Annotated in this window: 31 protein-coding genes and 1 tRNA gene; 19 read left to right on the top strand and 13 right to left on the bottom strand. The window is 71.9% G+C overall.

Annotated elements, in window-relative coordinates; all coding sequences use genetic code 11:
* Nucleotides 1–78: 78 nt before the first annotated feature.
* The 4 genes from QUY26_RS17665 to QUY26_RS17680 form a co-directional block, all read right to left on the bottom strand.
* Complete coding sequence (locus QUY26_RS17665) at nucleotides 79–909, bottom strand: MBL fold metallo-hydrolase (RefSeq protein ID WP_289947752.1); 831 nt, start codon at nucleotides 907–909, stop codon at nucleotides 79–81.
* Nucleotides 910–970: 61 nt separating this feature from the next.
* Complete coding sequence (locus tag QUY26_RS17670; RefSeq protein ID WP_289947755.1) at nucleotides 971–1,897, bottom strand: NUDIX hydrolase; 927 nt, start codon at nucleotides 1,895–1,897, stop codon at nucleotides 971–973.
* Nucleotides 1,898–1,952: 55 nt separating this feature from the next.
* On the bottom strand, nucleotides 1,953–2,423 hold the full coding sequence (locus QUY26_RS17675) for a RidA family protein (RefSeq protein ID WP_289947756.1): 471 nt from the start codon (nucleotides 2,421–2,423) through the stop codon (nucleotides 1,953–1,955).
* Nucleotides 2,420–2,581: a DUF4177 domain-containing protein gene (locus tag QUY26_RS17680; RefSeq protein ID WP_003975360.1), complete on the bottom strand. Its 162-nt coding sequence runs from the start codon at nucleotides 2,579–2,581 to the stop codon at nucleotides 2,420–2,422. The genes QUY26_RS17675 and QUY26_RS17680 overlap by 4 nt, the downstream gene beginning before the upstream one ends.
* Nucleotides 2,582–2,677: 96 nt before the next feature.
* Between QUY26_RS17680 and QUY26_RS17685 the strand changes: the two genes are divergently transcribed.
* Both QUY26_RS17685 and QUY26_RS17690 read left to right on the top strand, forming a co-directional pair.
* Nucleotides 2,678–3,652 carry an ArsA-related P-loop ATPase gene (locus QUY26_RS17685; protein WP_289947757.1) on the top strand — a complete coding sequence of 325 codons (975 nt, stop codon included), beginning with the start codon at nucleotides 2,678–2,680 and terminating at the stop codon, nucleotides 3,650–3,652.
* A gap of 57 nt (nucleotides 3,653–3,709) precedes the next feature.
* Nucleotides 3,710–5,146: an ArsA family ATPase gene (locus tag QUY26_RS17690; protein ID WP_289947758.1), complete on the top strand. Its 1,437-nt coding sequence runs from the start codon at nucleotides 3,710–3,712 to the stop codon at nucleotides 5,144–5,146.
* Nucleotides 5,147–5,550: 404 nt separating this feature from the next.
* Here the strand turns inward: QUY26_RS17690 and QUY26_RS17695 are convergent, their stop codons facing one another.
* On the bottom strand, nucleotides 5,551–5,895 hold the full coding sequence (locus QUY26_RS17695; protein WP_170316297.1) for a WhiB family transcriptional regulator: 345 nt from the start codon (nucleotides 5,893–5,895) through the stop codon (nucleotides 5,551–5,553).
* Between the two features lie 432 nt (nucleotides 5,896–6,327).
* On the opposite strand from QUY26_RS17695, the gene QUY26_RS17700 reads away from it, so the two are divergent.
* Nucleotides 6,328–8,586 carry a transglycosylase domain-containing protein gene (locus QUY26_RS17700; protein ID WP_289947760.1) on the top strand — a complete coding sequence of 753 codons (2,259 nt, stop codon included), beginning with the start codon at nucleotides 6,328–6,330 and terminating at the stop codon, nucleotides 8,584–8,586.
* Between the two features lie 118 nt (nucleotides 8,587–8,704).
* Here QUY26_RS17700 and QUY26_RS17705 read toward each other — a convergent pair whose 3' ends face one another.
* Nucleotides 8,705–9,172 (bottom strand): GatB/YqeY domain-containing protein, encoded by a 468-nt coding sequence (locus QUY26_RS17705; RefSeq protein WP_289947763.1) that lies wholly within the window; start codon nucleotides 9,170–9,172, stop codon nucleotides 8,705–8,707.
* A 111-nt stretch (nucleotides 9,173–9,283) separates the two neighbouring features.
* On the opposite strand from QUY26_RS17705, the gene QUY26_RS17710 reads away from it, so the two are divergent.
* A complete protein-coding gene (locus QUY26_RS17710) occupies nucleotides 9,284–10,219 on the top strand; it encodes a metallophosphoesterase (RefSeq protein WP_289947765.1) in 936 nt (311 codons plus the stop codon).
* Nucleotides 10,220–10,331: 112 nt separating this feature from the next.
* A tRNA-Pro gene (locus tag QUY26_RS17715) sits at nucleotides 10,332–10,405 on the top strand.
* Between the two features lie 673 nt (nucleotides 10,406–11,078).
* Here the strand turns inward: QUY26_RS17715 and QUY26_RS17725 are convergent.
* Together QUY26_RS17725 and QUY26_RS17730 are read right to left on the bottom strand one after the other, a co-directional pair.
* On the bottom strand, nucleotides 11,079–11,492 hold the full coding sequence (locus QUY26_RS17725; RefSeq protein ID WP_289947767.1) for a DUF5994 family protein: 414 nt from the start codon (nucleotides 11,490–11,492) through the stop codon (nucleotides 11,079–11,081).
* A 43-nt stretch (nucleotides 11,493–11,535) separates the two neighbouring features.
* The gene (locus QUY26_RS17730; protein WP_289947768.1) at nucleotides 11,536–11,928 is read right to left on the bottom strand and encodes an STAS domain-containing protein; all 393 of its coding nucleotides are present in this window, start codon (nucleotides 11,926–11,928) and stop codon (nucleotides 11,536–11,538) included.
* 717 nt (nucleotides 11,929–12,645) lie between these two features.
* Here QUY26_RS17730 and QUY26_RS17735 point away from each other — a divergent pair.
* Together QUY26_RS17735 and QUY26_RS17740 are read left to right on the top strand one after the other, a co-directional pair.
* Nucleotides 12,646–13,389: a GAF and ANTAR domain-containing protein gene (locus QUY26_RS17735; RefSeq protein ID WP_289947769.1), complete on the top strand. Its 744-nt coding sequence runs from the start codon at nucleotides 12,646–12,648 to the stop codon at nucleotides 13,387–13,389.
* A gap of 82 nt (nucleotides 13,390–13,471) precedes the next feature.
* The gene (locus tag QUY26_RS17740) at nucleotides 13,472–14,200 is read left to right on the top strand and encodes an ANTAR domain-containing protein (RefSeq protein ID WP_289947770.1); all 729 of its coding nucleotides are present in this window, start codon (nucleotides 13,472–13,474) and stop codon (nucleotides 14,198–14,200) included.
* A gap of 406 nt (nucleotides 14,201–14,606) precedes the next feature.
* Here the strand turns inward: QUY26_RS17740 and QUY26_RS17745 are convergent, their stop codons facing one another.
* Nucleotides 14,607–14,807, bottom strand: a complete 201-nt coding sequence (locus tag QUY26_RS17745; RefSeq protein ID WP_289947773.1) for a hypothetical protein — start codon at nucleotides 14,805–14,807, stop codon at nucleotides 14,607–14,609.
* A gap of 200 nt (nucleotides 14,808–15,007) precedes the next feature.
* On the opposite strand from QUY26_RS17745, the gene QUY26_RS17750 reads away from it, so the two are divergent.
* From QUY26_RS17750 to QUY26_RS17760, 3 genes are all read left to right on the top strand, one after another.
* Nucleotides 15,008–15,520, top strand: coding sequence for a DUF5994 family protein (locus QUY26_RS17750; protein ID WP_289947774.1), 513 nt, complete (start codon nucleotides 15,008–15,010; stop codon nucleotides 15,518–15,520).
* Between the two features lie 39 nt (nucleotides 15,521–15,559).
* Entirely contained in the window at nucleotides 15,560–16,108 is a 549-nt protein-coding gene (locus QUY26_RS17755; RefSeq protein WP_289947776.1) for a GNAT family N-acetyltransferase, read from the top strand.
* Between the two features lie 121 nt (nucleotides 16,109–16,229).
* A complete protein-coding gene (locus tag QUY26_RS17760) occupies nucleotides 16,230–17,192 on the top strand; it encodes a sensor histidine kinase (protein WP_289947779.1) in 963 nt (320 codons plus the stop codon).
* 12 nt (nucleotides 17,193–17,204) lie between these two features.
* On the opposite strand, the gene QUY26_RS17765 is transcribed toward QUY26_RS17760, so the two are convergent.
* On the bottom strand, nucleotides 17,205–17,366 hold the full coding sequence (locus QUY26_RS17765) for a hypothetical protein (protein ID WP_289947786.1): 162 nt from the start codon (nucleotides 17,364–17,366) through the stop codon (nucleotides 17,205–17,207).
* Between the two features lie 257 nt (nucleotides 17,367–17,623).
* Nucleotides 17,624–18,247 carry a hypothetical protein gene (locus QUY26_RS17770; RefSeq protein ID WP_289947792.1) on the bottom strand — a complete coding sequence of 208 codons (624 nt, stop codon included), beginning with the start codon at nucleotides 18,245–18,247 and terminating at the stop codon, nucleotides 17,624–17,626.
* A 492-nt stretch (nucleotides 18,248–18,739) separates the two neighbouring features.
* On the opposite strand from QUY26_RS17770, the gene QUY26_RS17775 reads away from it, so the two are divergent.
* Nucleotides 18,740–19,264 (top strand): DUF5994 family protein, encoded by a 525-nt coding sequence (locus QUY26_RS17775; RefSeq protein WP_289947795.1) that lies wholly within the window; start codon nucleotides 18,740–18,742, stop codon nucleotides 19,262–19,264.
* Here the strand turns inward: QUY26_RS17775 and QUY26_RS17780 are convergent.
* Together QUY26_RS17780 and QUY26_RS17785 are read right to left on the bottom strand one after the other, a co-directional pair.
* A complete protein-coding gene (locus QUY26_RS17780; protein ID WP_289947796.1) occupies nucleotides 19,192–20,259 on the bottom strand; it encodes a fatty acid desaturase family protein in 1,068 nt (355 codons plus the stop codon). The two genes, QUY26_RS17775 and QUY26_RS17780, sit on opposite strands and share 73 nt — an antisense overlap.
* 37 nt (nucleotides 20,260–20,296) lie before the next feature.
* On the bottom strand, nucleotides 20,297–21,382 hold the full coding sequence (locus tag QUY26_RS17785; protein WP_289947798.1) for a ferredoxin reductase: 1,086 nt from the start codon (nucleotides 21,380–21,382) through the stop codon (nucleotides 20,297–20,299).
* 498 nt (nucleotides 21,383–21,880) lie between these two features.
* On the opposite strand from QUY26_RS17785, the gene QUY26_RS17790 reads away from it, so the two are divergent.
* The 8 genes from QUY26_RS17790 to QUY26_RS17825 all read left to right on the top strand — a co-directional run bounded on the left by QUY26_RS17790 (nucleotide 21,881) and on the right by QUY26_RS17825 (nucleotide 26,300).
* Nucleotides 21,881–22,453, top strand: coding sequence for a DUF5994 family protein (locus QUY26_RS17790; RefSeq protein WP_289947800.1), 573 nt, complete (start codon nucleotides 21,881–21,883; stop codon nucleotides 22,451–22,453).
* Between the two features lie 6 nt (nucleotides 22,454–22,459).
* The gene (locus QUY26_RS17795) at nucleotides 22,460–22,738 is read left to right on the top strand and encodes a hypothetical protein (RefSeq protein WP_289947802.1); all 279 of its coding nucleotides are present in this window, start codon (nucleotides 22,460–22,462) and stop codon (nucleotides 22,736–22,738) included.
* A complete protein-coding gene (locus tag QUY26_RS17800; protein WP_289947804.1) occupies nucleotides 22,735–23,046 on the top strand; it encodes a hypothetical protein in 312 nt (103 codons plus the stop codon). Before QUY26_RS17795 ends, QUY26_RS17800 begins: the two co-directional genes overlap by 4 nt.
* A 79-nt stretch (nucleotides 23,047–23,125) precedes the next feature.
* Nucleotides 23,126–24,139, top strand: coding sequence for an acyl-CoA desaturase (locus QUY26_RS17805; protein WP_289947807.1), 1,014 nt, complete (start codon nucleotides 23,126–23,128; stop codon nucleotides 24,137–24,139).
* 43 nt (nucleotides 24,140–24,182) lie between these two features.
* On the top strand, nucleotides 24,183–24,584 hold the full coding sequence (locus QUY26_RS17810; RefSeq protein WP_289947809.1) for a DUF5994 family protein: 402 nt from the start codon (nucleotides 24,183–24,185) through the stop codon (nucleotides 24,582–24,584).
* An 89-nt stretch (nucleotides 24,585–24,673) separates the two neighbouring features.
* Complete coding sequence (locus QUY26_RS17815) at nucleotides 24,674–24,982, top strand: STAS domain-containing protein (RefSeq protein ID WP_289947811.1); 309 nt, start codon at nucleotides 24,674–24,676, stop codon at nucleotides 24,980–24,982.
* Between the two features lie 102 nt (nucleotides 24,983–25,084).
* A complete protein-coding gene (locus QUY26_RS17820; RefSeq protein ID WP_289947812.1) occupies nucleotides 25,085–25,360 on the top strand; it encodes a hypothetical protein in 276 nt (91 codons plus the stop codon).
* A gap of 196 nt (nucleotides 25,361–25,556) precedes the next feature.
* Complete coding sequence (locus tag QUY26_RS17825; RefSeq protein WP_289947816.1) at nucleotides 25,557–26,300, top strand: GAF and ANTAR domain-containing protein; 744 nt, start codon at nucleotides 25,557–25,559, stop codon at nucleotides 26,298–26,300.
* The last annotated feature ends 85 nt before the right edge of the window (nucleotides 26,301–26,385 follow it).

Below are 26,385 nucleotides of genomic sequence, written 5' to 3' on the forward strand. Positions count from 1 at the left end.
AGCCCGTGCTCGCGCAGCTTCCCGGGCGAGCCCGTGCCCCCCCCCCACAGCCCCGGAGGACCCCGCGCCCCCGCAGCCCTAAATGAGCCCGTGCTCCCGCAAGTAGTCCAGCTGCGCCCGCACCGACAGCTCCGCCGCGGGCCACAGCGAGCGGTCCACGTCCGCGTACACGTGCGCCACGACGTCGCCCGGCGCCACGTACCCGTTCTCGACCGCCGTCTCCACCTGGGCCAGGCGGTGCGCCCGGTGCGCCAGATAGAACTCGACCGCGCCCTGGGCGTCGTCGAGCACCGGGCCGTGGCCCGGGAGCACCGTGTGCACGCCGTCGTCGACCGTGAGGGAGCGCAGGCGGCGCAGCGAGTCCAGGTAGTCGCCGAGGCGGCCGTCGGGGTGGGCGACGACCGTGGTGCCGCGGCCCAGGACCGTGTCGCCCGTCAGGACGGCCCGGTCGGCGGGCAGGTGGAAGCAGAGGGAGTCGGCGGTGTGTCCGGGCGTCGGTACGACGCGCAGCTCCAGGCCGCCCGTCGTGATCACGTCGCCCGCCGCGAGGCCCTCGTCGCCGAGGCGCAGCGCCGGGTCGAGGGCGCGGACCTTGGTGCCGGTCAGCTCCGCGAAGCGCGCGGCGCCCTCGGCGTGGTCGGGGTGGCCGTGCGTCAGCAGGGTCAGGCCGACCCGCGCGCCCCGCTCCTCGGCCGTCGCGACGACACGGGCGAGGTGGGCCTCGTCGAGGGGGCCCGGGTCGATGACGACCGCGAGGCCGGAGCCGGGCTCCGCGACGATCCAGGTGTTGGTGCCGTCCAGGGTCATCGCGGACGGGTTGGGCGCGAGGACGTTGACGGCGCGGGCGGTGGCGGGACCGCTGAGTACGCCGCCGCGGGGCTGGCCGGGGAGTGCGGCTGCTTCGGTCATGCGGGGGTGGCTCCCGTCGGGTCCGGGTGGGTGCGGTGCCGGTGGGCGGGGGCCGGCCGCCTCATGCGGTGCCGCCCACCGGGATGTGCTTGGTGAACTCGTCGTGGCCCGGCCAGGACAGGACCAGCTCGCCGTCCTCCAGGCGGGCCCGGGCGATGACGGGGGTCAGGTCGCGGGACGCGGCTGCGGCCAGGGCGTCGGCGGCGGTGGCGGTGCCGTCGAGCTGGCGCAGCGTGGCGATGGTCGGCGGCATCATCAGGAGTTCGCCGCGGTCGTAGCGCTCGGCGGCCTGCCGGGGGCGGATCCAGACGGTGCGGTCGGCCTCGGTGGAGACGTCGCGGGTGCGCTGGCCCGCGGGCAGGACGGCGACGAAGAAGAACGTGTCGTAGCGGCGGGGTTCGAACTCCGGGGTGATCCAGCGGGCCCACGCGCCGAGCAGATCGCTGCGCAGGACCAGGCCCCGGCGGTCGAGGAACTCGGCGAAGGACACCTCGCGGGCGACCAGGGCGACGCGGTCGGCCTCCCAGTCGTCGCCGGTGGTGTCGCCGACGACGGTGTCCGGGGTCGGCCCGGCGAGCAGCACGCCCGCCTCCTCGAACGTCTCGCGGACGGCCGCGCACACGATGGCCTGGGCCGCCGCCTCGTCCACACCCAGGCGGGCCGCCCACGCGGTGCGCGGCGGGCCCGCCCAGCGGACGTGGTGGTCGTCGTCGCGCGGGTCGACGCCGCCACCGGGGTAGGCGTAGGCGCCGCCCGCGAACGCCATCGAGGCGCTGCGGCGCAGCATGTGCACTTCGGGGCCCGGGCCGTGCGCTTCGGGCCCCGCCCCGTGCCCCTCGGGCCCCTCGGGCCCCGCGCCGGTGTCCGGTGTGTCCCGCAGGAGCATGACCGTGGCCGCCGGGCGGGGCGCTGCAGGCGTCAGTTCGCCGGCCGCGAGGGCACGGACACGGTCGGGCCACTCCGGTGGGTACCACTGCCCATTCGCCATGGGCGGAGGCTATCCGGTGTGGTGCGGATGTTCGAGAGGTAGTTGGTGCGTACCGCTACTGCGGCAGCAGCTCCACCTGGATCTCGACCTCGACCGGCGCGTCCAGCGGGAGCACCGCGACGCCCACGGCGCTGCGGGCGTGCACGCCCTTGTCGCCGAGGACCTCGCCGAGGAGTTCGCTGGCGCCGTTGAGGACGGCGGGCTGGCCGGTGAAGTCGGGGGCCGAGGCGACGAATCCGGTGACCTTCACGACGCGCGCGATCCGGTCCAGCTCACCCGCGACGGACTTGACCGCGGCCAGCGCGTTCAGCGCGCAGGTGCGGGCCAGGTCCTTGGCCTCCTCCGGCGTGACCTCCGCGCCGACCTTGCCGGTGACCGGCAGCTTGCCGTCCACCATGGGCAGCTGGCCGGCCGTGTACACGTACACGCCCGACTGGACCGCGGGCCGGTACGCCGCGAGCGGCGGGACGACGCCGGGCAGGGTCAGACCGAGCTCGGCGATCCGGGCCTCGACCACACCGCTCATGCCTGCTTCTCCCGCTTCAGGTAGGCCACGAGCTGCTCGGGGTTGTTCGGCCCGGGCACGACCTGGACGAGCTCCCAGCCGTCCTCGCCCCAGGTGTCCAGAATCTGCTTCGTGGCATGGACGAGCAGCGGCACGGTTGCGTATTCCCACTTGGTCATACGGCGACTGTAATGCCTGGCACCGGGGGCCTCACGAACGCCTGAGGTCCCGGGCCTCATGCGTAGCCCGCCGGGGGACTGGTTAGGCTCGAATACGTGAGCAGGCTCCAGGTCGTCAGCGGCAAGGGCGGTACCGGCAAGACCACGGTGGCCGCGGCCCTCGCGCTCGCCCTCGCGACGGAGGGCAAACGCACCCTCCTCGTGGAGGTCGAGGGCAGACAGGGCATCGCGCAGCTCTTCGAGACAGAGGCGCTGCCCTACGAGGAGCGGAAGATCGCCGTCGCTCCGGGGGGCGGGGAGGTGTACGCCCTCGCCATCGACCCCGAACTGGCCCTTCTGGACTACCTCCAGATGTTCTACAAACTGGGCGGCGCGGGCCGCGCCCTGAAGAAGCTCGGCGCCGTCGACTTCGCCACCACCATCGCGCCGGGCCTGCGCGACGTCCTGCTGACCGGCAAGGCCTGCGAGGCGGTGCGCCGCAAGGACAAGCGGGGGCGGTACGCGTACGACTGCGTGGTCATGGACGCCCCGCCGACGGGCCGCATCACCCGCTTCCTCAACGTGAACGACGAGGTGGCGGGGCTCGCGAAGATCGGACCGATACACAATCAGGCACAGGCCGTCATGCGGGTCCTCAAGTCCCCTGAGACGGAGGTGCACTTGGTGACGCTCCTGGAGGAGATGCCCGTCCAGGAGACCGTGGACGGCATCGCCGAGCTGCGCGCCGCCGACCTTCCGGTGGGCCGCGTCATCGTGAACATGGTGCGCCCGGCCCTCCTCGACGAGGCGGACCTGGAGCTCGGCCTGGAGCGCACGCCGCGTACGGCCATCGCGAAGACCCTGGCGGCCGCGGGGCTCGGCGGGGCCCGTGGCGCCGCGGGCCGCCTCGTGGACCCGCTCCTCGCCCAGGCCGCCGAGTACGCCGAGCGGTACGCCCTGGAGGGCGCCCAGCGGGCCGTGCTCGGCGAGCACGGCCTGCCCCTGCACGAACTGCCCCTGCTGGCCGACGGACTCGACCTGGGGGGCCTGTACGAGCTCGCGGCGGAGCTGCGGCGGCAGGGGGTCTCGTGAGCGCGGCGTACGGCACGACACCACTCATCACGTCATCACGCGGAGACCAGGAAACCCATGAGCCTCGATCCGGCACGTGACCCGCTCGACGTCGACGCCCTGCTCGACGATCCGAAGACCCGCATCGTGGTCTGCTGCGGCTCCGGGGGCGTCGGCAAGACGACCACCGCGGCCGCCCTCGGCCTGCGTGCCGCCGAGCGGGGCCGCACGGTCGTGGTCCTGACGATCGACCCCGCGCGCAGGCTGGCGCAGTCCATGGGGATCGACTCGCTGGACAACGTGCCGCGGCGGGTGAAGGACGTCCAGGGCGCCGGGGAACTGCACGCCATGATGCTCGACATGAAGCGGACCTTCGACGAGATCGTCGAGGCGCACGCGGACGCGGACCGGGCCAGGGCGATCCTCTCCAACCCCTTCTACCAGTCGCTCTCGGCGGGCTTCGCGGGCACGCAGGAGTACATGGCGATGGAGAAGCTGGGGCAGCTGCGCTCCCGCGACGAGTGGGACCTGATCGTGGTGGACACCCCGCCCTCGCGCAGCGCCCTCGACTTCCTGGACGCGCCGAAGCGGCTGGGTTCGTTCCTGGACGGGAAGCTGATCCGGCTCCTGATGGCCCCGGCGAAGGTGGGCGGCCGGGCCGGGATGAAGTTCCTGAACGTCGGGATGTCGATGATGACGGGGGCCCTCGGCAAGCTGCTCGGGGGGCAGCTCCTGCGGGACGTGCAGACCTTCGTGGCCGCGATGGACACCATGTTCGGCGGCTTCCGCAAGCGGGCCGACGCGACGTACCGGCTGCTCCAGGCGCCGGGGACGGCGTTCTTGGTGGTGGCGTCGCCGGAGCGGGACGCGCTGCGGGAGGCGGCGTACTTCGTGGAGCGGCTCGCGGCGGACGACATGCCGCTCGCGGGTCTGGTCCTGAACCGGGTGCACGGCAGCGGCGCGGCCGAGCTCTCGGCGGAGCGGGCGCTGGCCGCGGCGGAGGGGCTGGAGGAGAAGTCCGGGGAGGGCCCGGAGGCGAAGCCCGGAGAAGGCCCGGAGGCGAAGCCCGGAGAAGGCCCGGAGGCGAAGCCCGGAGAAGGCCCGGAGGCGAAGCCCGGGGAGGGTCCGGAGGCGAAGCCCGGAGCGGCCGCCGAGGAAAATCTTGAGGCGGTCGGCATTGTGGATCAGGAGGGCGGGAAGGTTGGACTGCGTAACTCCTCAGAGTCCGAGGCTCCCAACTCCCCTGAGGCGAACGGCTCTTCTCCTTCAACCAAAGACAACGACTCCGGCGCGTCCGTCGAGCAGCTGACGGCGGGCCTGCTGCGGCTGCACGCCGAGCGCATGCGGCTGCTCGCCCGTGAGCGGCACACCCGGGACCGCTTCACGGCGCTGCACCCGGAGGTGGCTGTGGCCGAGGTGGCGGCGCTGCCGGGCGACGTGCACGACCTCGACGGCCTGCGCGCGATCGGCGAACGGCTCGCGTCGACGGGCGCCGCTGCCGCCGAGCAAGGCTGACTCGGCGACCAAGGCCGCCTGCCACCGATCGCGGCTCGCTCGCCGACCAAGGCTGCCTGCCACCGATCGCGGCCGCCTCTCCGGTCAAGGCTCCCTCTCGGGGCAGCCGGTGACCGGACGTGACCGTCCGTCCAGACGGGTGCGCGCACTCCTCGTACCCCTGTCGCAGCTGGACACCGTCCGTTCTGACGCGCCCTGTCGAATCACCTGGCGTACAGCCCATACGTCAGATGTCGCACAGCTCTGGCGGCAGGTCGCCCGGCGGCCCCGGTGCCGCCTGTGAGCGGCGGCACTCCTGGGGGCCGGAGGGCCGGCGGTGGGTGCTGCGTCGGTTGGTGCGTGGTGATGCGTGCTGGTGCGCGATGCCGCGTGGCGTCCTGCCACGGGCGGCGCGTGACGTGGGCTCAGCCCACGGCCGCGTAGCTCTCGTAGGTCTCCTCGTCGTCCAAGTCCACGGGCAGCAGGCCCGTGCCACGCTCGTACTCGGAGCGTGCTGTCTCAAGGAGCCTGCGCCACGAGGTGACGGTGGGACGCCTGCGCAGCAGTGCGCGGCGCTCCCGCTCTGTCATGCCACCCCACACGCCGAACTCGACGCGATTGTCCAGCGCGTCGGCCAGACACTCCGTGCGCACCGGGCAGCCGGTGCACACCGCCTTGGCCCTGTTCTGCGCTGCTCCTTGTACGAACAGTTCATCCGGATCGGTAGTGCGGCAGGCGGCCTGCGCACTCCAGTCGGTTACCCAGCCCATACCGGCGCCGTCCTCTCCCGAATCGAGGCTCCCCCACGGCGGCAGCGGCATATTCACCGCCGCCAGTTGAGGACGTTACGGAAGGTGGGCACAGCGCAACACCCCCTGCGGGCCCAATCTTGAATGGTCCGAACGGACTATGCGTAAGCGGCAGATCACCCGACGGAGTGAGCTGGCGACATGCGTGACCAACCCGGCAAATGCGGGCAGTTCAGCTGGGTCACAGCGGACGCGAGGAGACCGACGAGGCGGATTCGGACGTCGCTTCCGACATCACTCCGGCATCGCTTCCGGCTTCCGTCCCGGCGTCGCTTCCGACCTCTCCGGGAACGGCACGGGGTTTGGTGCGCGACCGCACTGCTGTGACAGTTGAGAGCAGCTTAGGCCAAGGCATATACGCGTGTCCGGCGAATCAGAACGTAGGCTGCCCCCATGGCAAACAAGCGATCGGGCGGTGGGCTCTCCCCCGCGCAGCAGGCCGCCAAGTTCCTGGGCGTGAGCGTGCTCGCGGGCGCGGTGCTCGCCGGGATCGCGCTGCCCGCGGCGGGCATGATCGGACTCGCGGCCAAGGGGTCGGTCGAGGGCTTCGACGAGATTCCGGCCAACTTGAAGCAGCCGCCGCTCAGCCAGCGCACCACGATCCTGGACTCGGCGGGCGGGGCCATCGCCACGGTGTACTCGCGCGACCGCACGGTGGTGCCGCTGAAGCGCATCTCGCCGTACATGCAGAAGGCGATCGTCGCGATCGAGGACTCCCGTTTCTACGAGCACGGCGCGGTGGACCTCAAGGGCATCCTGCGCGCGGTGAACCAGAACGCGCAGAGCGGCGGCGTCGCGCAGGGCGCCTCCACGCTCACGCAGCAGTACGTGAAGAACGTCTTCGTGGAGGAGGCCGGCGACGACCCGGACAAGGTCGCCGAGGCCACCCAGCAGACCCTCGGCCGCAAGATCCGCGAACTGAAGTACGCGATCCAGGTCGAGGAGGAGCTCGGCAAGAAGCGGATCCTCAAGAACTACCTGAACATCACGTACTTCGGTCAGCAGGCGTACGGCGTCGAGGCCGCCTCCCAGCGGTACTTCTCCAAGCCCGCCAAGGACCTCAAGCTCCAGGAGGCGGCCCTCCTCGCCGGCATCGTGCAGTCGCCGAGCCGCTACGACCCGGTGAACGACGCGGCCGAGGCCAAGCAGCGCCGCAACGTCGTGCTCCAGCGCATGGCCGAGACGCACGACATCTCGCAGCGTGAGGCCGACGAGGCGAAGCGGACCAAGCTCGGCCTGAACGTCAGCCGCCCCAAGAACGGCTGCATCACGGCCGTGAAGGGCGCCGGGTTCTTCTGCAAGTACGTCGAGAAGACCTTCCTGAACGACCCGGTCTTCGGCAAGACCAAGGAGGCCCGCGCCAAGCTCTGGGACCGCGGCGGCCTGCGCATCAGGACCACGCTCGACCCAACGGCACAGCAGGCCGCGCAGGCCTCGATGAAGCAGCACGTGCACCAGTCCGACGACGTGGCGACCGCCAGCACGTTCGTCGAGCCGGGCACCGGCAAGATCCGTGCCATGGGCCAGAACCGCGCCTACGGCTACGACAAGGACAAGAACGAGACGGAGATCAACCTCTCCGTGGACGTCGACATGGGCGGCGGCGCGGGCTACCAGCCCGGTTCGACGTTCAAGCCGATCGTGGCCGCGGCGGCCCTGGAGCGCGGCATGTCACCGGGCAAGCGGTACGACTCGCCGTACGAGATGCCCTACCCGAAGCGGGTCTCCGCCTGTGACGGCAAGACCTGGCGGAACTTCGGCAACCAGAAGCTCACCAACGAGAACGAGTCCGAGGTCGGCCCCTACCGCATGCGGGAGGCGACCGCGAAGTCGGTCAACACCTACTTCGTGGAGATGATCGGCGACATCGGCATCTGCCCGGTGACGAAGATGGCCGCCAAGATGGGCGTCGAGCGCGCCAACGGCAAGCCGATGGACCAGGCGCCGTCGATCGCGCTCGGCACCCAGGAGGTGTCGCCGCTGACGATGGCCAGCGCGTACGCGACCTTCGCCGCGCGCGGCAGGTACTGCACCCCGATCGCCATCGAGTCGATCCGCACTCTCGGCGGCAAGTCCCTGCGGGTGCCCAAGTCGACGTGCTCGCAGGCCATGTCGGAGCGGACCGCCGACACGATCAACACCCTCCTCAAGGGCGTCGTCGAGGACGGCACCGGCAAGCAGGCCGGACTCGGCTCCCGCGACAGCGCGGGCAAGACCGGTACGACGGACTTCCGCTACGCCGCCTGGTTCGCGGGCTACACCCCGAACATGTCCGGCGCCGTCTGGGTCGGCGACCCGGCCCACGACCGCCGCATGGTCAACATCACCATCGGCGGCCGTCCCTACGGCAAGGTCTTCGGCGGTGAGGTCCCCGGCCCGATCTGGCGCGACGCCATGAGCGGCGCGCTCGCGGGCAAGCCAGACCCCGACTTCGAGACGGTGCGGCTGCCCGGCGACAAGGACCGGGACCGGGACCGCGACCGGGGCCGGGGCCAGGGGGACGGCGGCGGCGACAGCGATGACGGGAAGCCGGGCAACGGTGGCGGCAACGGTCATGGCGGCGGTGGCGACGACGATGACGACGACCCGTGGCCGGACCTGCCCGGGGTCATCGGTGGCGGGGGCGGGGGTCCCGGCGGCCGGCGGGACTAGGCACGTCCGGCCGGGGGCCGCACGGCCACTGAACGCACCGGCCCACGCTTGAGGGGGCGCCGCCCGAGTCGAGATCCGACTCGGGCGGCGCCCCCTCGACGTACGAGAACGCAGCGATTCAGCTGCCGGCCAGGAGCTTCTTGACCGTGGCGGCGACGCGGCCGCCCTCCGCCTGCCCGGCGACCTTCGGGTTCACGATCTTCATGACCTGGCCCATGGCCCGCGGCCCCTCGGCGCCCGCGCCCTTCGCCTCGGCGACGGCTTCGGCGACGATCTGCTCGAGCTCGTCGTCGGAGAGCTGCTTGGGCAGGTACTCGGCGAGCACCTCGCCCTCCGCCTGCTCGCGCGCGGCCTGCTCGGGGCGGTTGCCCTGGGTGAAGGCGTCGGCGGCCTCGCGTCGCTTCTTCGCCTCGCGGGTGATCACCTTCTGCACCTCGTCGTCGGAGAGCTCGCGCTTCTCCTTGCCCGCGACCTCCTCCTTCTGCACGGCGGCGAGCGTCATCCGCAGCGTCGAGGAGCGCAGCTCGTCGCGCCCCTTGATCGCGGCGTTGAGGTCGTCCTGAAGCTTCGACTTGAGCGTGGTCATGGGGCAATTGTGGCAGGTGGAACGCAGCCGTGGCCCCCTCATTTCCGGGGGCGGCCACCCAGGGCCCACGGGGCGTCCAACGGGCGTACGGGGTCTGACACGATGGGGGGCATGCGCGCGCGATACGCAGTACCTCTGGGAATCACGGCGACGGCCGCGGCCGGAATCGCCTACTCCGTGGGCATCGAAGCCCGCTTCTTCCGACTGAGGCGGGTGACGGTCCCGGTGCTCCCCGCCGGAATGCGTCCCTTGCGCGTCCTACAGGTATCCGACATCCACATGGTGTCCGGCCAGCGCAAGAAGCAGCGGTGGCTGCGCTCCCTCGCGGGCCTGCGCCCGGACTTCGTGATCAACACCGGCGACAACCTGTCGGACCCGGAGGGCGTGCCGGAGGTCCTGGACTCGCTCGGCCCGCTGATGTCCTTCCCCGGGGCGTACGTCTTCGGCTCCAACGACTACTACGGCCCGACGCTGCGCAACCCCGGGCGCTACTTGATCGAGAAGATGCAGGGCCGCCACGGCCTGAACGGCAACAAACCCGTGGTGGGCGCGGTCCACAACCCGTGGGAGGACCTGCGGGACGGCTTCGACGCGGCGGGCTGGCTGAACCTCACGAACACCCGGGGCGCGCTGAAGATCGACGGTTACGAGATCGCGCTGACCGGCCTGGACGACCCGCACATCAAGAGGGACCGGTACGCGCGGGTGGCGGGCGGCCCGGTGGCCGACGCGGACTTCTCCATGGGCATCGTGCACGCCCCGTACCTGCGCGCACTCGACGCCTTCACAGCCGACGGCTACCCCCTGGTCCTCGCGGGCCACACCCACGGCGGCCAGCTGTGCATCCCCTTCTACGGGGCGCTGGTCACCAACTGCGACCTGGACACGGACCGGGTGAAGGGGCTCTCCACGCACACGGCCGAGGGCCACACGTCCTACCTGCACGTCTCCGCGGGCTGCGGCACCAGCCGCTACACCCCCCTCCGCTTCGCGTGCCCCCCGGAGGCCACCCTCCTGACCCTCACGGAACGCTCCCCGCACGCCTGAGCCGCACCCGCGCCCCACCCCGCAAAACCGGATTTCGTCTCCGGCCGCCGGTCCGCTAAAGTAATCGATGTCGCCGCGACCTGCCCAGGCAGGACCGCCGGAACAACGACATCGGGGTGTGGCGCAGCTTGGCAGCGCGCTTCGTTCGGGACGAAGAGGTCGTGGGTTCAAATCCCGCCACCCCGACAGAGAAGTACCAGGTCAAGGGCCTGATTCGGAGACGGATCAGGCCCTTGCTGCGTCTCCGGTGATCGTTTGGGAGAAAGCCAGGGAGAAGATCTTGGTCGGGGTCTCCCAGATCCTGGTGGCTGAGTGCGAGCAGCGAGCAGCGAGCAGCGGGACCGTGCCCCGCGTGTGCGCCTTCGTGAATCCGCGTGGGAGGCGTTGGCGACGAAGCGGCGTCGGGCCTCGAAGGACTTCTCCAGCCGGTCGAGCAAGATGTCTGGGCGCGGTGTCCGTCCAGTCGGCCTGCGTGAGGAGAATCCTGGCGGTGTCGGCGGCGGCCGATGGCCGGTGAGTGCGAGCAGGTGACCGCCTCCGCTACGGGGTGTCCCGCCGGGAGGGCCTCCTCAGCCGACGCGTGCTCGCTCAGCCCTCCCGTGAGGGCAGGGGGTGGCGCAGGACGCGGCCCCATATCGACGGGTACTGCCGCCACAGCGGTCCGGTGGCGTAGGGCAGGCCGTAGCAGCGGTCGCAGATCTCGCGAACGCGCGGGGCGAGTTGGGTGTAGCGGTTGCTGGGCAGGTCGGGGAAGAGGTGGTGCTCGGCGCACAGGACGTGACCTACCGGGCCTCAGGCGTGGCCTGCAGCTGCTCCCCTTCGGAATCGGGCAGTTGATGCGTCTCCTGGTCCGCGGACGTCACGCGGGTCGACGGTTGCCGCTCGCGCCCGCCACCCGCGCCATCATCAGTTCCGCGGCCTCCTCCGTCGTATCCGGGGGGACGACGATCAGGTCCCAGCGGCCGTGGCCGGGGGCCGTGAGGACAATGGTGTGTGCCGCGGTGGCCGACGGGCGCCTGCGCAGGCTCACGACCTGGCCGGCGACGAACATCCGGCCCGGCGTCGACGACCACTCCACCCCGTTGAGCATGACGCTGGTGATCTGACCCCAGGCGCGGGGCAACCCGGCCAGAAGGGTCGGGAGTTCGGCGAGCAGGACGTACGAGCGAGGCCACCAGGCCCCGTCGATGGCGCGGGGCCCGTCGGCATGGGGTGCCAGGCGCAACCGGAGCTGGGGCTGGCCGGGAAGCGGAAGGTGCGGGGCGTATGTCATGGAGTGCGGCTCCTGCGGGCTGAAGTGCATGGGTGCGGGTTGTTCACGGGGTGCTGTCGGATGCGGCGGGCGGCGATCGGGCGGTGTCGGAGCGGGCCGGATGGTGGGGCGGCTGCTGGGCGAGGTCGTCGTGCAGGGGCAGGCGGTCGCGCAGGTTGCTGTGCGCGAGGGCGAGTTGGACGACGTGGCTGGGGTTGGCCAGGGTGAGGCTGCCACCGGCGTGGTGAATGGCCTGGCGGATGCCGAGGAGGGTGAAGAGGCTCGCGTTGTCGCAGTGGGTGACCGCGGCCAGGTCCAGGGTCAGGTGGCGGCTTCCCTCGGCCAGGACCTGTGAGGTCAGTGCGCACAGTGCGGGGGTGGAGCGGGTGTCGAGTTCGCCGTCCAGGGTGAGGGTCATGACGTAGTGGGGAAGGGTGGGAGTGCGTGTCAGGCCCATGCGCGGCTCCTTGGCTGCTGGTTTCGATCGGCCGTGGACGTCAGCAGTGCGCTCGGACGCCGGGCCTTGGGGCTGCGCATGACGGGTTCCCTGTGGAGCATTACGGTGCCGGTCTCGTGAACGCGGCCGTACGTACGGGCGCGCTGACGAGCGACGGCGCGGCGCCGCGGTGTGGCTCTTCCGCAGCGGCACCGCGCGGCGCCCTTCCGGCGCCAGGGCGTGCGGGAGCAGCCCCCGTTGGAACAGGCCGGAAGAGTCGAAGGTCGGGGCCGTGCCCCCGTGGGTATGGGCCGGGTCGTAGCAGATCGCGAAGACGCGGAGAACGCGTCAGGAGAGTGGACTGACTGCCGGATCGAATCCAGGACGCGGGCTCCCTGCCGATGAGCGACCCGAGGGCGTCCGGGGACCGGGGACCTTGCCAGAAGCGGTCACACGATGACCAGCGACGATACTTACGCACAGTAACCCACCAGGGGCAAGTGCGGGGCGGGCGCGCGACACCAGGTTGTGTACGCCGATTTCGGCATCAGGGACCAGCCAGTGCATCCGTGGCGGAGGCTGGCCGGGCAGGCCGAGAGGGCCGTGAACCGCAACGTCACTTTCTGTATCCGGAAGGATTCCTGGCGTGATGCGCGGCTGGGGAGGAGGCTGGAGGCAATAGCCGCGTGAGCAGTCTGCGCAAGCGTGCTTCCAAGCACTGTGAAGATGGGCGGATACATGGCTGAACTGCCGCACGAAGAGCAGTTGGCGGCGGCGTTCGTGGAACTCACCGACACACTGGTGCAGGGCTTCGACGTCATCAACTTCCTGCACACGCTGGCCGAGCACTGCGTCGCCCTGCTGGACGTGACGGCCTGCGGTGTCCTGCTGGCCACCCCGCAGGGCCGGCTGGTGGACGCGTCCGCCTCTGACGAGCGCACCCGCCTGCTGGAGGTGGCCAGCATCGAATGGGACGAGGGCCCCTGCCGGGACTGTTACATCACCAGGCGCGAGGTTCCTGACGCTCCGCTGAACACCGCGGCCGCGCGCAGGCGCTGGCCCCGGTTCACGCCGCGGGCAGTGGACCTCGGCTTCACCTCGGTGGTGGCTTGCCCGCTGCGGCTGCACGACCAGGTGATCGGAGCCCTGAACCTCTTTCGCGACCAGCCCGGCCCACTGGGCCCCACACAGCTCGGACTGGCCCAGGCGCTGGCCGACACCGCCACCATCGGCGTCCTGCAACAGCGGGCGGTGAGCGAGCAGATGACAGTCAACGCACAACTGCAGCGGGCCCTGGACTCCCGCATCATCATCGAGCAGGCCAAGGGCTACCTCGCGCACCGGCTCGACACCAGCGTCGAAGACTCCTTCACCCGGATGCGCCGCTTCGCCCGCACCCATCAGATGCGGCTCACCGAGGTCGCCCGGCAGGTGCTGCTGGGCGCGGTCGATCCCTCGCTGCTGCGTCGGCCCTGTCAGTGACAGGCCCTGCCCCCGAGGCGGACGCGCTCGTGAACTCTGTGACGGCGCCCACTCGCACCCCGCCCGGAAGGGGGCGGCCACGGTGACGCATCCGGTCATGACCGCCTACCTGCTGGCCCTCAGCTCCCACACCGGTCCGGGCCCGGCCCCCCTGCCGATGGCCGACTTCGCCGCCATGCTCGGCCTGGACGGACTGGGCCTGCTGCTGTCTCCCACTGGAGGACCGGCCCAACTCGTGCAGTCCCACGGCGAACACACGGACCTGCTGGAAGACCTCCAGCAGGTCCAGGGCCAGGGGCCCAGCCTGGACGCCGCCCGCTTTGGGAGCCTGCTGCTGATACCCGACATCGCCGAGTGCAGCAGCGAGCAGTGGCCGGGCCTGCCCGCCGCCGTCCAAGCCCTCGGCATACGAGCCGTGTTCGCCTTCCCCCTGCGGATCGGCGTCATCGGCCTGGGTGCCCTCAGCGGCTACCGCACCCGCCCCGGACCCATGTCGAGCGAGCAGCTGGCCGACGCCCTCGGCCTGGCGGAGATCCTCGCCCAGCTCACCAACGCCACCGCCACCCACACCGACCTCGCGCCCACCGCGCTCCTGGACGAACCCGGCCTGCACTTCGCCGAAGTCCACCAGGCCACCGGCATGCTTGCCGCCCAACTCCACTCCGACTGCGACAACGCCCTGATTCTCCTGCGCGGCCACGCCTTCAGCCACGACCAGTCCCTTCTCAGCATCGCCCGCGACGTCCTCGCCCAGCGCCTGCACCTCGACGACAACGACAACGACAACGACAACGACACACCACAGCCCTGAACACCGGAAGCGGACGGCCTGAACACGCAGGTCACCGCCGGTGATTGCTGCCGATCCGACACCGGTGCAAGGCTCGTCGCCGCACCTGGACTCGTCGTCGGCGAGGGAGAGCCGACGGCATCGAGCCACCGCGTTCCTGTGGCAGTGCCCGTCCCATGACCGGTGAAGAGCCCGTCCCATGACCGGTGAAGACGCACCGGACGTGCGTCGGAGTATGGAACGGGTTCGCCGAAGACAGCGGGCTTCTCCTACGACCGGATCAGGGGCGTCGCGTGCCGCAGACCGCGCGACTGTCCGCGCATACGCGTGCCGTACCGGTAGGGCGAGCGCGGGTCGCCGGACGGTCGGTGGAGGCGTGGTGGCGACGGTGCGGGGCGACCCCGACCGATGACGTCGCCCTGGAAGCTCATCGGCCCGGCTGCCGCGCGAGCGATGCGCACGGTGCGGACGGCCCGGTGGCCACCGTGGTGCGACCTCGGTGGAAGCCGACCATGGTCCCGAGGCCAGCGAGCACGTACAGGACGGGGCCGAGCGCGATGTCCGCGAAATGGATCCGCCGCTCCCGCAGCAGCCGTCCGCCGACGCCGAGCGCCACGAACGGCATCACCACGGGCCGGATACGCCGGAACCCACCGGGCGGCCCCGGTGCGACCGACGGGCGGAACCGGGCTCGTCGCCGCCTCACCCGCAGGAGTACCGTTGAGACACCAAGGGCATTTCGCACTCCGGCATCCACGCGGGTCTCGTCCTCGGTGAGCAACGGCATCGGGGACGGCCGCCGCGTCGCTCCGAGGACGGGTTCGCATCATGACCGCGAGCATCACGCCCACCCACACCGACGTTCCGTCGCCTTCCTCCTCCGCCGCGCGCGTGGCGTCGACGTCCCCGACCGGCCGCGGCCTGCTCGACGGCGCCTGGCGTCCCCGCTCGCGCGACCCGGCCGTGGAAGTCCCCGCCCTGATGGACGTACTCGATCCGTTGTGGGGCCGTATCACGCGCGTCGCCGTGAATCCGACGCTCTGGCCCGTCGTCCCGCGCAAGGTGACCGTTCGCGACCGCGTGCTCAAGGTCGGCTGGTTCGCTCCTGAACTCGACCCGCACAAGGCGCTGTTGCTGTTCTACGGCACCGGCTGCTTCGACCTGTCGGTGATTCCGCCCGAGACGGCGGCCGCGAGCGCGGCCCGGCTCATGGCCGCCGCCTGCGACACGGCCGGGTCGCCGCTGACCGCCACCGCTCTCCTCGCCGCCGAGACCGCACGCCACGACGACGGCACCGTGGGCGAGCGGCCGCGGACGGTTCCGGGCACGCCGACGTCGTGACCGCACCACCCACAAGAAGGGCCGCTGAAGGGAGTCCGGATGGCCGAGGTGTATCTGCGCAGGCTCACCCGGTGGCAGGCCGAGCAGCAGCGGGAGGTCGTCGCCGATCTGTACGTCTTGGCATACCGCACCGCCGCCGGAGCCGAGTACCGCGACCGGGAAGGGTTTCTGCGCCTCTTCGAGCAGCACGTGCGGCACGACGGCTTCGACATGGTGGTCGCCGACGAGGTGCGCCTCATCGGCTGCGCCCATGGGTACCGCCTGGAGCGCGACGGGGCCTGGTGGGCCGGCTTTCCCGTCGAGGTGACGCCGCAGATCGAGGAACTCACCGCGTCCGGGCGGGCGTTCGTGCTCGCCGAGCTGATGGTGCTGCCCGGGTACCGCCGCCGCGGTGTCGCGACCCGCCTCGCCGAACTGCTGCTGTCCCGCCATCCGCAGGACCTGGTCGTGGCCGGGGTGGGCCCGGACAGGGCCGAGGACGGGATCAGGGATCTGCTCCGCGCCTGGGGCTGGAAGGAACTGCCCGCCTCGGGACCGGGCACGGGGGCACCGGGCCGCGCGGTGTGGGCGCGTGGGCCGGTGCGGTGAGCGGCCGGTGCGAGGACAACCGGGTGGGGCGAGGAGCGGCCGGGGCGAGGACAACCGGGTGGCTCCGTTCGGATCGACCGTCACGACCTCTCGCCGCCCGTCACGAAGGAGGCTCCTCCCGATGAATGAGGCGCGCGTGCCGTCCCGACCGGGATGCGCTCACCAACTGCTGCTCTACGGCGACGACGCCCAGTTCCTGTCCGCGGCGCTGCCCTTCGCCCATGACGGCGTCACCGCCGGGGAGCCCGTCTTCGTCGCCACGAACCGCCACAACACCGCGCTGCTGCGCAGGCGTCTGGGCCCGCGGGCCGGCCGGGTGACGTTCGCCGCGGCGCACTGGTTCCGCAGCCCCGCCCAGGCCCTGCTGTCCTTCCACGACAAGGCCCGCACCGGCGGACCCGGGTCCCGCGTCCTGGGTGAGGCCCCCTGGAACGAATTCGCCCCCGGCCAGTTACGGGAGTGGTCGCGCTACGAGTCGCTGCTCACCCTCGCGCTCGCCTCAACCGGCGCCCGGCACCTGTGCCCCTACAACACCGCCGTCCTGGCCCCCGGCATCCTGCGCACCGCCCGGCTCACCCATCCCACCCTGGCCGCGGGGAGTTCCCACCTCGCCAACCCCGACCATGTCGCACCCGCGGAGTTCAGCGCGGGCTGCGACGCCGCACCGCTGTCCGAACCTCCCATGGGCTCCGCCGAGTTCCACTTCGCCGAGCCCCGACAGATCGCCGCGCTGAGGGAGTTCGCCGCGTGGTCGGCCCGGTGCGCGGCGCTCTCCTCCGGCCGCGTCGACTCCCTGCTGATCTGCGTCGCCGAGGCCGCCACGAACGTCCTGCGGCACGGCGGCGGCGCGGGCGCCTGCCGGATCTGGGCCACCGCGTACGAGCTGATCTGCGAGATCAGCGACGACGGCGGGGACCTGGACACCGCGCTGGCCGGGCATCTGCCGCCCGACCCGGCCCGACCCGGCGGCCGCGGCCTGTGGCTCATCCGCCGACTCAGCGACGCCGCGGACATCCGCAGTACCGGACACGGCACCACCGTCCGCATCCGGATGACCCTCGACCGTCGCCGTGCCACACCCTGACGATCGCGGAGCTCAGCGGGGATCGATGCCGGTAGCAGCCAGGATCTCCGCCGCCGAGGCACTGTCGTCGTCCCGTACGGCGAGGGTCATGGCGGCACGGGCGGCCTCCTCACCGGCGTCCGGCGCAAGCATCAAGAAGGAGAAGATGTCCCGTGCCCCACGGGAGACGCGCATGCCCCACGGGAGACGAGCATGCCCCACGGGAGACGAGCATCGTGTGGTCGTCGACCGCGGACCAGTCGATACGGACCGGGCGGCCGTCCACCGTCCGCGAGCGGTGGTGCACGTCCCAGGCCCCGGCGTCCGCCCGGACCGCCCGGGGACACCCACGCCGAAGCCGGTCAGCGAACCCCCGCCGTAGCGCGTCCGCAGGCGAAAGACGTTCGCCGACCGCCTCGCTCCCGACACGACCCGGCCCTGAGCATCACGGCTCAAGGCCGCGGGGCCGGCTCCTCCCCCGCGGCCTCATCACCGGCGGGTTCAGGGGTGCGGAGACGGGCTGCCGCCCGGCGAGCCCGTTCGGCCAGACACTGGTACTCGGCCGTCAGCTCCGGCTGTTCCTGGGCAGCCCGCTCGTACTCATCGGCCAGTGCTTCCTGAGTGGCACCCAGCGCGAACGCCACTTCCGTCAACTGTTGCTGAAGGCGGATCGCCCTGGCTTCCAGCACTTCCCGCGACCTGGGCCCTGCGACGCCCTGGCGAGCCTGTGAGGCAGCCACCTCCCTGTCGATGGCTCCTTGCTCCCTCATATCGCGCGCGTCCGCGCGACGCAGCGCCGCCTCACTGCGATCCAGCAGATCGTCACCGCTTTCCATCAGCCGCCGGGACCGCTCGATCGCCTCATACGAACGCTCCCGCGGGCTGGGCGCCAGCTGCCCCAACCGGCGAGCCCGCTCGTCCAGCCGCCCCTCCCACCCGGCGAGCCGCCCCTCCCGCTCGTCGGCCGACCGTTCCCGCTCGTCGGCCATACGCTCGCGCTCATCAGCCACGCGCTCGCGCTGATCGGCAGCAGCATCAGCCGAGGTGCGCTCACCGTCTGATCGGCTCTTCTCCATGCTGGCAGTATGCCTAGACAGGCACGTGATCGTCGCGCTGTGTCATGGCTCGGGGATGCGACACTTCCCGATACCGAAGTCACCCCGCCGGTTCGTCGTCCTCAGGCACCACGGACGACCTCACTGGCGTTCTCCTGCGAGGCGATCAAGTCGCCTGCCCCCATGAGCAGTTCATGCAGCCACGAAGCCCGAAGCGGCCGAGTGCCAAGCACCATCGAACGGCGACGGCTTCTCGGGCGTACCCCGGCCCCAGAGCCCCCTCCCTCACCCCCGAAGGCAGCGGCCTGGGCACCCCACGTGGGCCGCGGCGGCGTGCGGAACGCGCGCGCCGGCCCTCCCCCTCGCCCCGAGACACTGCGAGCGGCATGGGAGCCCTCGACACGGAGTACCGTGGAAGGACCGGGAGTTCGCCGTGTCCCCCTCAGGGCCCCGCCCCCGGTGTACACCGATGCCGGGTGCCGCCGCAGGCGCCCCGGGGACAGGGACCGCGTCATGGCCGCGCCCGTTCGGCTCGCTCTCGGCCCGACCGCCTTTCCTCCGGGGCCGCTGTCCGGCGCCTGGTGGCCGCGCTCCGACGACCTGAAGGCGGAACTCCCGGCGCTGGCCGCGGTGTTCGACCCGCATCCGGGCAGGATCACCCGCATCGCCACCACCCGCGACGCCTGGTCGACCACATCCCACGATCTGCCCGTGCAGGGCCACACCGTGCGGGCGAGGTGGGTCATCCCCGGGTGCGATCCGTACACGATCCGGCTCTTCTCCTACGCCGTCGCGCGCTGGGACCTGCTCGTGATCCCGCACGGCACGGCGGCCGACACCGCCGGCCGGCTCATGTCCGCGGCGTCGGACCCCGCCAACCGCCTCACCGCCGGGGCTCTCGTGGCCGCGGAGCAAGAGCGCCTCCCGGTCGGCGGGCCACAGGAGCGGCCCACCGTCCCGGCCGGCTACGGCAGGGCGTGGCGCAGTACGCGTCCCCACATCGACGCGTACTGCCGCCACAGTGGTCCGGTGACATAGGGGAGGCCGTAGCGGGCGCAGATCTCCCGGACGCGCGGGGCGAGTTGGGCATAGCGGTTGCTGGGCAGGTCGGGGAAGAGATGGTGCTCGATCTGATGGCTCAGGTTGCCGGTGAGGACGTGCAGGAGTGGGCCGCCCTCGATGTTCGCCGAGCCCTGTATCTGGCGCAGATACCACTCACCCCGGCTCTCGCCCTCGATCTGTTCCTCCGTGTACGTGAAGGTCCGCACGTCCGCGGGGAAGTGGCCGCAGAAGATCACCGTGTGCGCCCAGACGTTGCGGACGCCGTTCGCGGTGAGGTTGCCGAGCAGGCAGGGCAGCGCGCTGGGTCCGGCGAGGAACGGGAACAGGACGTAGTCCTTGGCCGACTGGCGAGCGGCCTTGCGCAGCAGCGCGGTCGCGTCACCGAGGAGGGACCGCAGGCTCTTACGGCCGGACGGCACCGCGTCCGCCTCCAGGTCGTACACGGCGATGCCCCATTCGAAGACGGGCGCGAGCAGGGCGGTGTACAGCGGCTGGAGGAGGTGGACCGGGCGCCAAGGCTGGTCCGCGGCCATCCGCACGATGGTGTAGCCGAGGTCGCGGTCGCGCCCGACAACGTTCGTGTACGTGTGGTGCAGGTGGTTGTGGGTGCGCTTCCAGGCGTCGGCGGGCGTGACGAAGTCCCACTCCCAGGTCGTCGAGTGGATCGCCGGATCGCCCAGCCAGTCCCACTGACCGTGCAGGATGTTGTGGCCCAGCTCCATGTTCTCCAGCGTCTTCGCCAGGGCGAGCAGGGCCGTGCCCGCCACCCAGGCGGGCGGGAACACGGAGACGGCGAGGGCGCAGCGGCCGACCGCCTCGCAGCCGCGCTGCACGGCGATCACGTGGTGGATGTAACGCGCGTCGCCGGGGCCGCGGTCGGCGACGATCTCGGCGCGGAGACGGTCGAGCTCCCGGCCCAGTTCCTCGGTACGGAGGGCGCGGGCATCGGGTGCGACAACGGAGAGGCTCATCAGGACTCCTCGAAAGCCGGTTGCGTGAGGCCGGGTATCAGAGATCGAGCGCCAGAGGACCCGCGGCACCGTTGACACAGGTCTGGATCATTTCGTTCTGCATGTCGCGCAGTTCACCGGTGCGCAGATCGCGCACACGGCCCTCGACGAGTGGTACGAGACAGCCGAAGCACAGGCCGCGGCGGCAGCCGTACGGCATCGGCACGCCCGCCGCCTCGCCGGCCGCGAGGAGCGTCGTGTCCGCGGCGGCGTCGGTCTCCACGCCGCTGCGCGCGAACCGCACCCGGCCGCCGACCGCGCCCTCGCCGGTCGGCTGGGCGGGCATGAGGCGGAACCGCTCAAGGCGCAGCCGTTCCCGCAGGCCCGCGGCGGCCCACTGCCGCTCGGCCGCGTCGAGCAGCCCGTCCGGGCCGCACACCCAGGCGTACCGGTCGCGCCAGTCCGGGCAGGCTCCGGCGATCCGTTTCGGGGTGAGCCGACCGTCGGATCGCGTGAGGGTGAGGCGGAGCTTCAGCCACGCGAACTCCGCTGCCATCAGGCCGAGTTCGCCTTGAAAGAGACACTCGTCAGGTGTCGGCGCACTGTGCAGGAGGACGGCGTCCGGGGCGGTGCGGTGGCGCCGGGCGAGGGTGCGCAGCAGGCCCATGACCGGGGTGATGCCGCTGCCCGCCGTGACGAACAGGACGCGGGCGGGCAGCGGCTCGGGCAGCGTGAACTCGCCCTGTGCCGGCCCGAGCCGGAGGACGGTGCCGGGCGGGGTCCGGTGCACCAGGTGCGGGGAGACCCGGCCGTCGGGGCGGGCCTTGACCGTGAGACTGACGTCGCTGTCGTCGGGCGGCGAGGTGATCGAGTACGTACGCCAGTGATGCACGCCGTCGATCTCCACCCCGATCGGCAGGTACTGCCCGGCTCGATGGCCGCTCCAGCCGCGGCCGGGGCGGATCGTCAGGGTGGCCGCACCGGGCCCCTCCCGCCGCACCGAGCGGACCCTGCCCGCGGGATGCCGTGCCGACCACAGCGGATCGAGCTGACCGAGATAGTCGTCCACGGTCAGTGGGGTGGTCAGCCGGTTCATCGCCGACGCCCACGGCAGGCAGCGCGGTGCCCGGAACGAGCGGACCATGTGGGTTCCCCTCCTGTACGCGTCTGTACGCGCCGCGGCGGCGGTCGACAGGCGCAGCGGAATCCGAGCGAAGCACACCCACCACGGCACGCCACAACGCCGCCGCAGACTTCGCGCCACGCGTCGCACGGCGCGTTCGCGCCGGAGGCGTGCGCGCGAGGACGGAACAGCGCGGCCCGCGCGGAGACGGGCTGGTGAGCGACGATCCCGCCGGTGGCCGAGTGCGGGGGCGCCCTCGGGCGCGTCGAGCGAGGGTGTCAGGGAACCGAGCGTGCCGAGGTGGCCACGGAGGACGTCGGGGCCAGTGGCGGCGCGATGAACCCGCGCGCGTCCCCGGTCGGGGCGGCTGGGGGAACGGCCAGGCAGTCGTGGTCGGGGCCGCCGCAGGAGTACGCTCGGCAGTACCGAAGGCATTCCTTGACCGGCTTCCATGTCGGTATCTCTTTCGGTTGGACAGCACCGGGCCGAGCCCGACAGGCCCGGGGAAGGGTCGGCACCATGACAGTGCTCACCGCACGACCCCCGCCAGCCACACCGATCACCAAGCCGTGCGACCACCCGCCGGCCCGGCTCTCCCTCAAGCCTCCGGGCCCGCCCTCCGGGCTGCTCGACGGCGCCTGGTGGCCGCGCTCCCGGGACCTCACTCGTGAACTTCACGCCCTGATCGACCTGTTGGACCCACTGTGGGGCCGCATCACGCGCGTCACGGTCAACCCGACCCACTGGCCGGTCGTTCCGCGCAAGGTCTCCGTCAACGGACATGTGGTCAAGGTGGGTTGGTTCCTCCAAGAGCAGGACCCGCACCAACTCCTGATTCTCTCTTACCGCGTCGGGCGCTGGGACCTGCTGATCATTCCCCCGGAGACCGGGGTGGCAGCCGCCGAGCGCCTCACGGCCGACGCCTGCGACCCACGGATCTTCCGTACGAGCAGCGCCCTCATCGCCGACGAGCTGGACCGTCACCCCGCGGTTCCAGCCGAGGCGGACCCGCCGGCCCGCACGCAGGCAGAGGCGTGGGAGGCGGAGGGCGGCGCCATGGCCGCGCCCGTCGGCACGGTCGGCGGGAGGTGACGGGCCATGGGCACCGGTCTCACCATCGCTGCCATCCTCGCGATGATCGCCCTGGGAGCATTCGTGATCCACCGCCTGAACGCCCAGCACGCCGAACGGATCGCGCAGCGCCAGTACAGCAGTCGCCTCACCGGTCGCCCCGGCGCTCGCGGCCCTGCGTGGCTGCGCCCTGACACCGCGCCTCCGCCCGCCGTCCGCGCCCGGCGCGACCACCGGGACGGGGGCCGTGGACGCCTCCGCCCACGGCGCAAGGCCAACAGGGCCGCGAAGGGGCGAAGGGCATGACCGGGCACACGACGACTGAGCGCGGCCCCGCCGGGCCGAGCCCGCAGAAGCAGTCGGCCGACGGGCGCGTCGAGGTCCGCATCATCGCGGCCGACCCCGACGCGGCCCGCCTTGTCGCGCAGGCCCTGAGCCGGGTACTCGTCTGCGACGAGCCCCGCAGCTACCCCACGGGCGGCGAGGGATGCGGCACCCGCCTCCACCTGACGGTGGACACCCTGCGCGCCCGGCTGCCGGACCCGGCACCCAGGTCCTGGCTCGCCGACAGCCGCTCCCAGGCACAGCGCACCCACGGCGACGAAACGACCTGACCCCTGGGTCGCCCCTCGCGCACCCGCTGGCCCCGGACCCCGGCCCGCCCCCCTCCGGACCGAGGCCAAGGAGCCTTTCATGTCCCCCGGCACCACCGGCAGTACCACCCGTTCGCAAGCCGCCGCCCCGCCACCCGCCCGCACCGCGCCCCAGACGTACGACGGGACGGCCGCCTTCCCCGCCGAGGCCACGCCGAGGCCACGCGGCCCCGGCGACCGCCTGTACGTGACCGTGACGGCGACGATCGTCGTGATTCCGTTTCTGGCGCTCGGCCTGGCCGGGTGGCTGCTGTGGGGCAGCCTCATCCACCCCGCCGACCTGGTGCTCGCCCTCGTCCTCTACCCGCTCACCGGCCTGGGCGTCACCGTCGGGTTCCACCGCGGCCTCACCCATGGCGGCTACCGGGCCGTCCGCCCCGTGCGCATCGCCCTCGCGGTGGCCGGGTCGATGAGCTTCCAGGGCGACGTCATCAACTGGGTCGCCACGCACCGGCGCCACCACGCCTTCACCGACCGGCCCGGCGACCCGCACTCCCCGTACCGCTACGGCACGCATCTGCGCGGCCAGCTGCGCGGTCTCGCCCACTCCCACGTCGGCTGGCTGTTCCGCAACGACCCCACTCCGGCGGAGCGTTACGCCCCCGACCTGCTGGCCGACCGCGACATCCGCGCCGTCTCCCGGGCCTTCCCGGCCCTGTGCGTCCTGACCCTGGCCCTGCCCTTCGCCCTGGGCTGGGCGATCGGCGGCACCTGGGTGCACGCCACAACAGCCCTGCTGTGGGCGGGATTTGTCCGTATCGCGCTGCTCCACCACGTCACCTGGAGCGTCAACTCCCTGTGCCACATGATCGGCGAGCGGCCGTTCCGCACCCGCCGCCACGACCGGGCCACCAACCTGTGGCCGCTGGCCCTGCTCTCCTTCGGGGAGAGCTGGCACAACCTCCACCACGCGGACCCCACCTGCGCCCGCCACGGCGTCGACCGGGGCCAGCTCGACCCCTCCGCCGCCGTGATCCGGCTGCTCGAACGCCTCGGCTGGGTGTACGACGTGCGCTGGCCCACCCCGGACCGCCTCGCCACCCGCCGCTCATGAACTCACTGGACAAACCACCCATCCCACCCCGACAGGAGCCCCCGTGACCTCAACCGCACACCCCCAGGACCGTCCCCTTCCGGTCCAGCCCGCCGTACGTCTGCGCGTGATGCCCCGCGAAGCGATCCCGCGCCGCATCGACGGCGCCTGGTGGCCCCGCTCCCGAGACCTGATGGTCGAACTCCCGCGGCTCTTGGCGGCCTTGCCACCGTCCTGGGGGCACATCGCCGCCGTCAGCGTGCACACGTCGATGTGGGCCACCACGCCCGGCCGTGTACTCATCGCCAACCGAGTCGTACGCCTGCACAGAACGTCCGGCGCGCACGGCCGCCACAGCATCTGCCTGCTCACCCCGGGCCGTGGCCGATGGGACCTGCTCGTCCTGCCGCCGGAGATCGACCGGGCGGACGCCGAACCGCTCACGGCATCCGCCGTGGCGACGTAGCCGCCATGGCCACCGCCCTGCCCCTCGTCACCACAGCGGCACGCATGCGCACTCACCCACCCCGGCCGGCCGCGCGGATCGGAGGCGCCATGTCCCTGCCTCGGCTGAACGTCCGCCGGCACGACAAGCACTGCCGGGCGCCGATCACCTTGGCCGGTGAGACCGACCTCGAAACGGCGCCCTTGGCCGACGCGTCCCTGCGGGCGTGCCTGCACGACGGGGTGCGCACGCTCGACGTCGACCTGACCGCCGTCACCTCCTGCGACGTGAGCGGCCTCCACGCCTTCCCGCACGCTGCCGCGCAGGCGCGCAGGGCAGGCGGCACACCGGCGAGCCGCATCGGAGACCCGCCCGCCCCACCGCGGTCCATGCCCCTGTCGTCGGCAGGCGCGCGATGACGGCCGCCGGCTCCGGGCCGGGCCACGAGCGCGCCGCTCTGGACGCGGTGCGCCTGAGAGCAACTGACCTCCTCGGGGCACGCCTTCGCCATCACGGAGACCGTGGTCCACCCGCACGAGCGCACACCGGGTCTCGCCCGGCTGCTGCAGACACGGCTGCTCACCGATCACCACGCCTCACTCGGCGCCACCCTGGTGGAACAGGCCGACCACAGGGCCCACGCCGCCTTCCAGGCGTGGGGATGGGAGGACATCGGACAGGTCCGCAGGCCCTCCGGCCCCGCGGTGCTGCGCGCCCTGGTCCTTCCCCTGGGAGAGCGCGCGGCGGACCGTCCGGACGGCCTCGCGCACAACGCCCGTACACAGCGGCCCGAGTAACCGGAACGAGCCCCGCGACACAGGGGAAGCGCGCGAACGGCGTGGGGTGGAGCCCCCGGCTGTTTTCCGGCTGCGCCGGGGCGGCACTTTCACCGGGCGCTGGTCAAGGCGCGCGAGGGAGACGAGACTGACTGGCAGCGAGAGACGGCTTCCTGTGGGAAGGTGTCCCCGGATCACTCTTGGAGGTGGGTGGGGCATGCCTGAACTGCCGCGTGAGGAGCAGTTGGCAGCCGCGTTCGTCGACCTCGCCGACACCTTGGTGCAGGACTTCGACGTGATCGGCTTCCTGCACACGCTCGCCGAGCACTGCGTGCACCTGTTGGACGTCGCCGCGGCCGGAGTCATGCTCGCCACTCCCGGGGGCCAGCTGGTGGACGCCGCCGCCTCAGACGAGCGCACCCGCCTGCTGGAGCTGGCCAGCACCGAGTGGGACGAGGGCCCCTGCCGTGACTGCTTCCGGAGCCGGGAACAGGTGCCTGACGTACCGCTGGCGACGCAAGCGGCCACGATGCGCTGGCCCCGGTTCGCGCCACGAGCCGTGGAACTCGGCTTCACCTCCGTCGTGGCGGCACCGCTCCGGCTCCACGACCAGGTCATCGGGACCCTGAACCTCTTCCGGGACCGGCCGGGCCCCCTGGACGACTCCCAGGTGAAGCTGGGGCAGGCGCTGGCCGACACCGCCACCATCGGTGTCCTGCAGCAGCGGGCGGTGAGTGAACAGATGGCAGTGACCGCGCAACTACAGGCCGCCCTGGACAGCCGGGTCATCATCGAACAGGCCAAGGGCTATCTGGCGAACCGCCGCGGCACTGGGGTCGAGGAGGCGTTCACCCTCATGCGGCGCTACGCTCGCGATCATCAGACGCGGCTCACCGAGATCGCCCACCAGGTCCTGCAGGGCACGGCTGACGCCTCTCTCCTCACGCGGCGCGATCGGTGAAGCCTCGGCCCATCGGTGCTGACTGGTGGGCCGACTGCCGGATGATCTGCACTGTGACCGAAAGGGGGCGGCTTCGGTGATTCAT

It is taken from the genome of Streptomyces flavofungini (assembly GCF_030388665.1).
GTDB classification, from domain to species: domain Bacteria; phylum Actinomycetota; class Actinomycetes; order Streptomycetales; family Streptomycetaceae; genus Streptomyces; species Streptomyces flavofungini_A.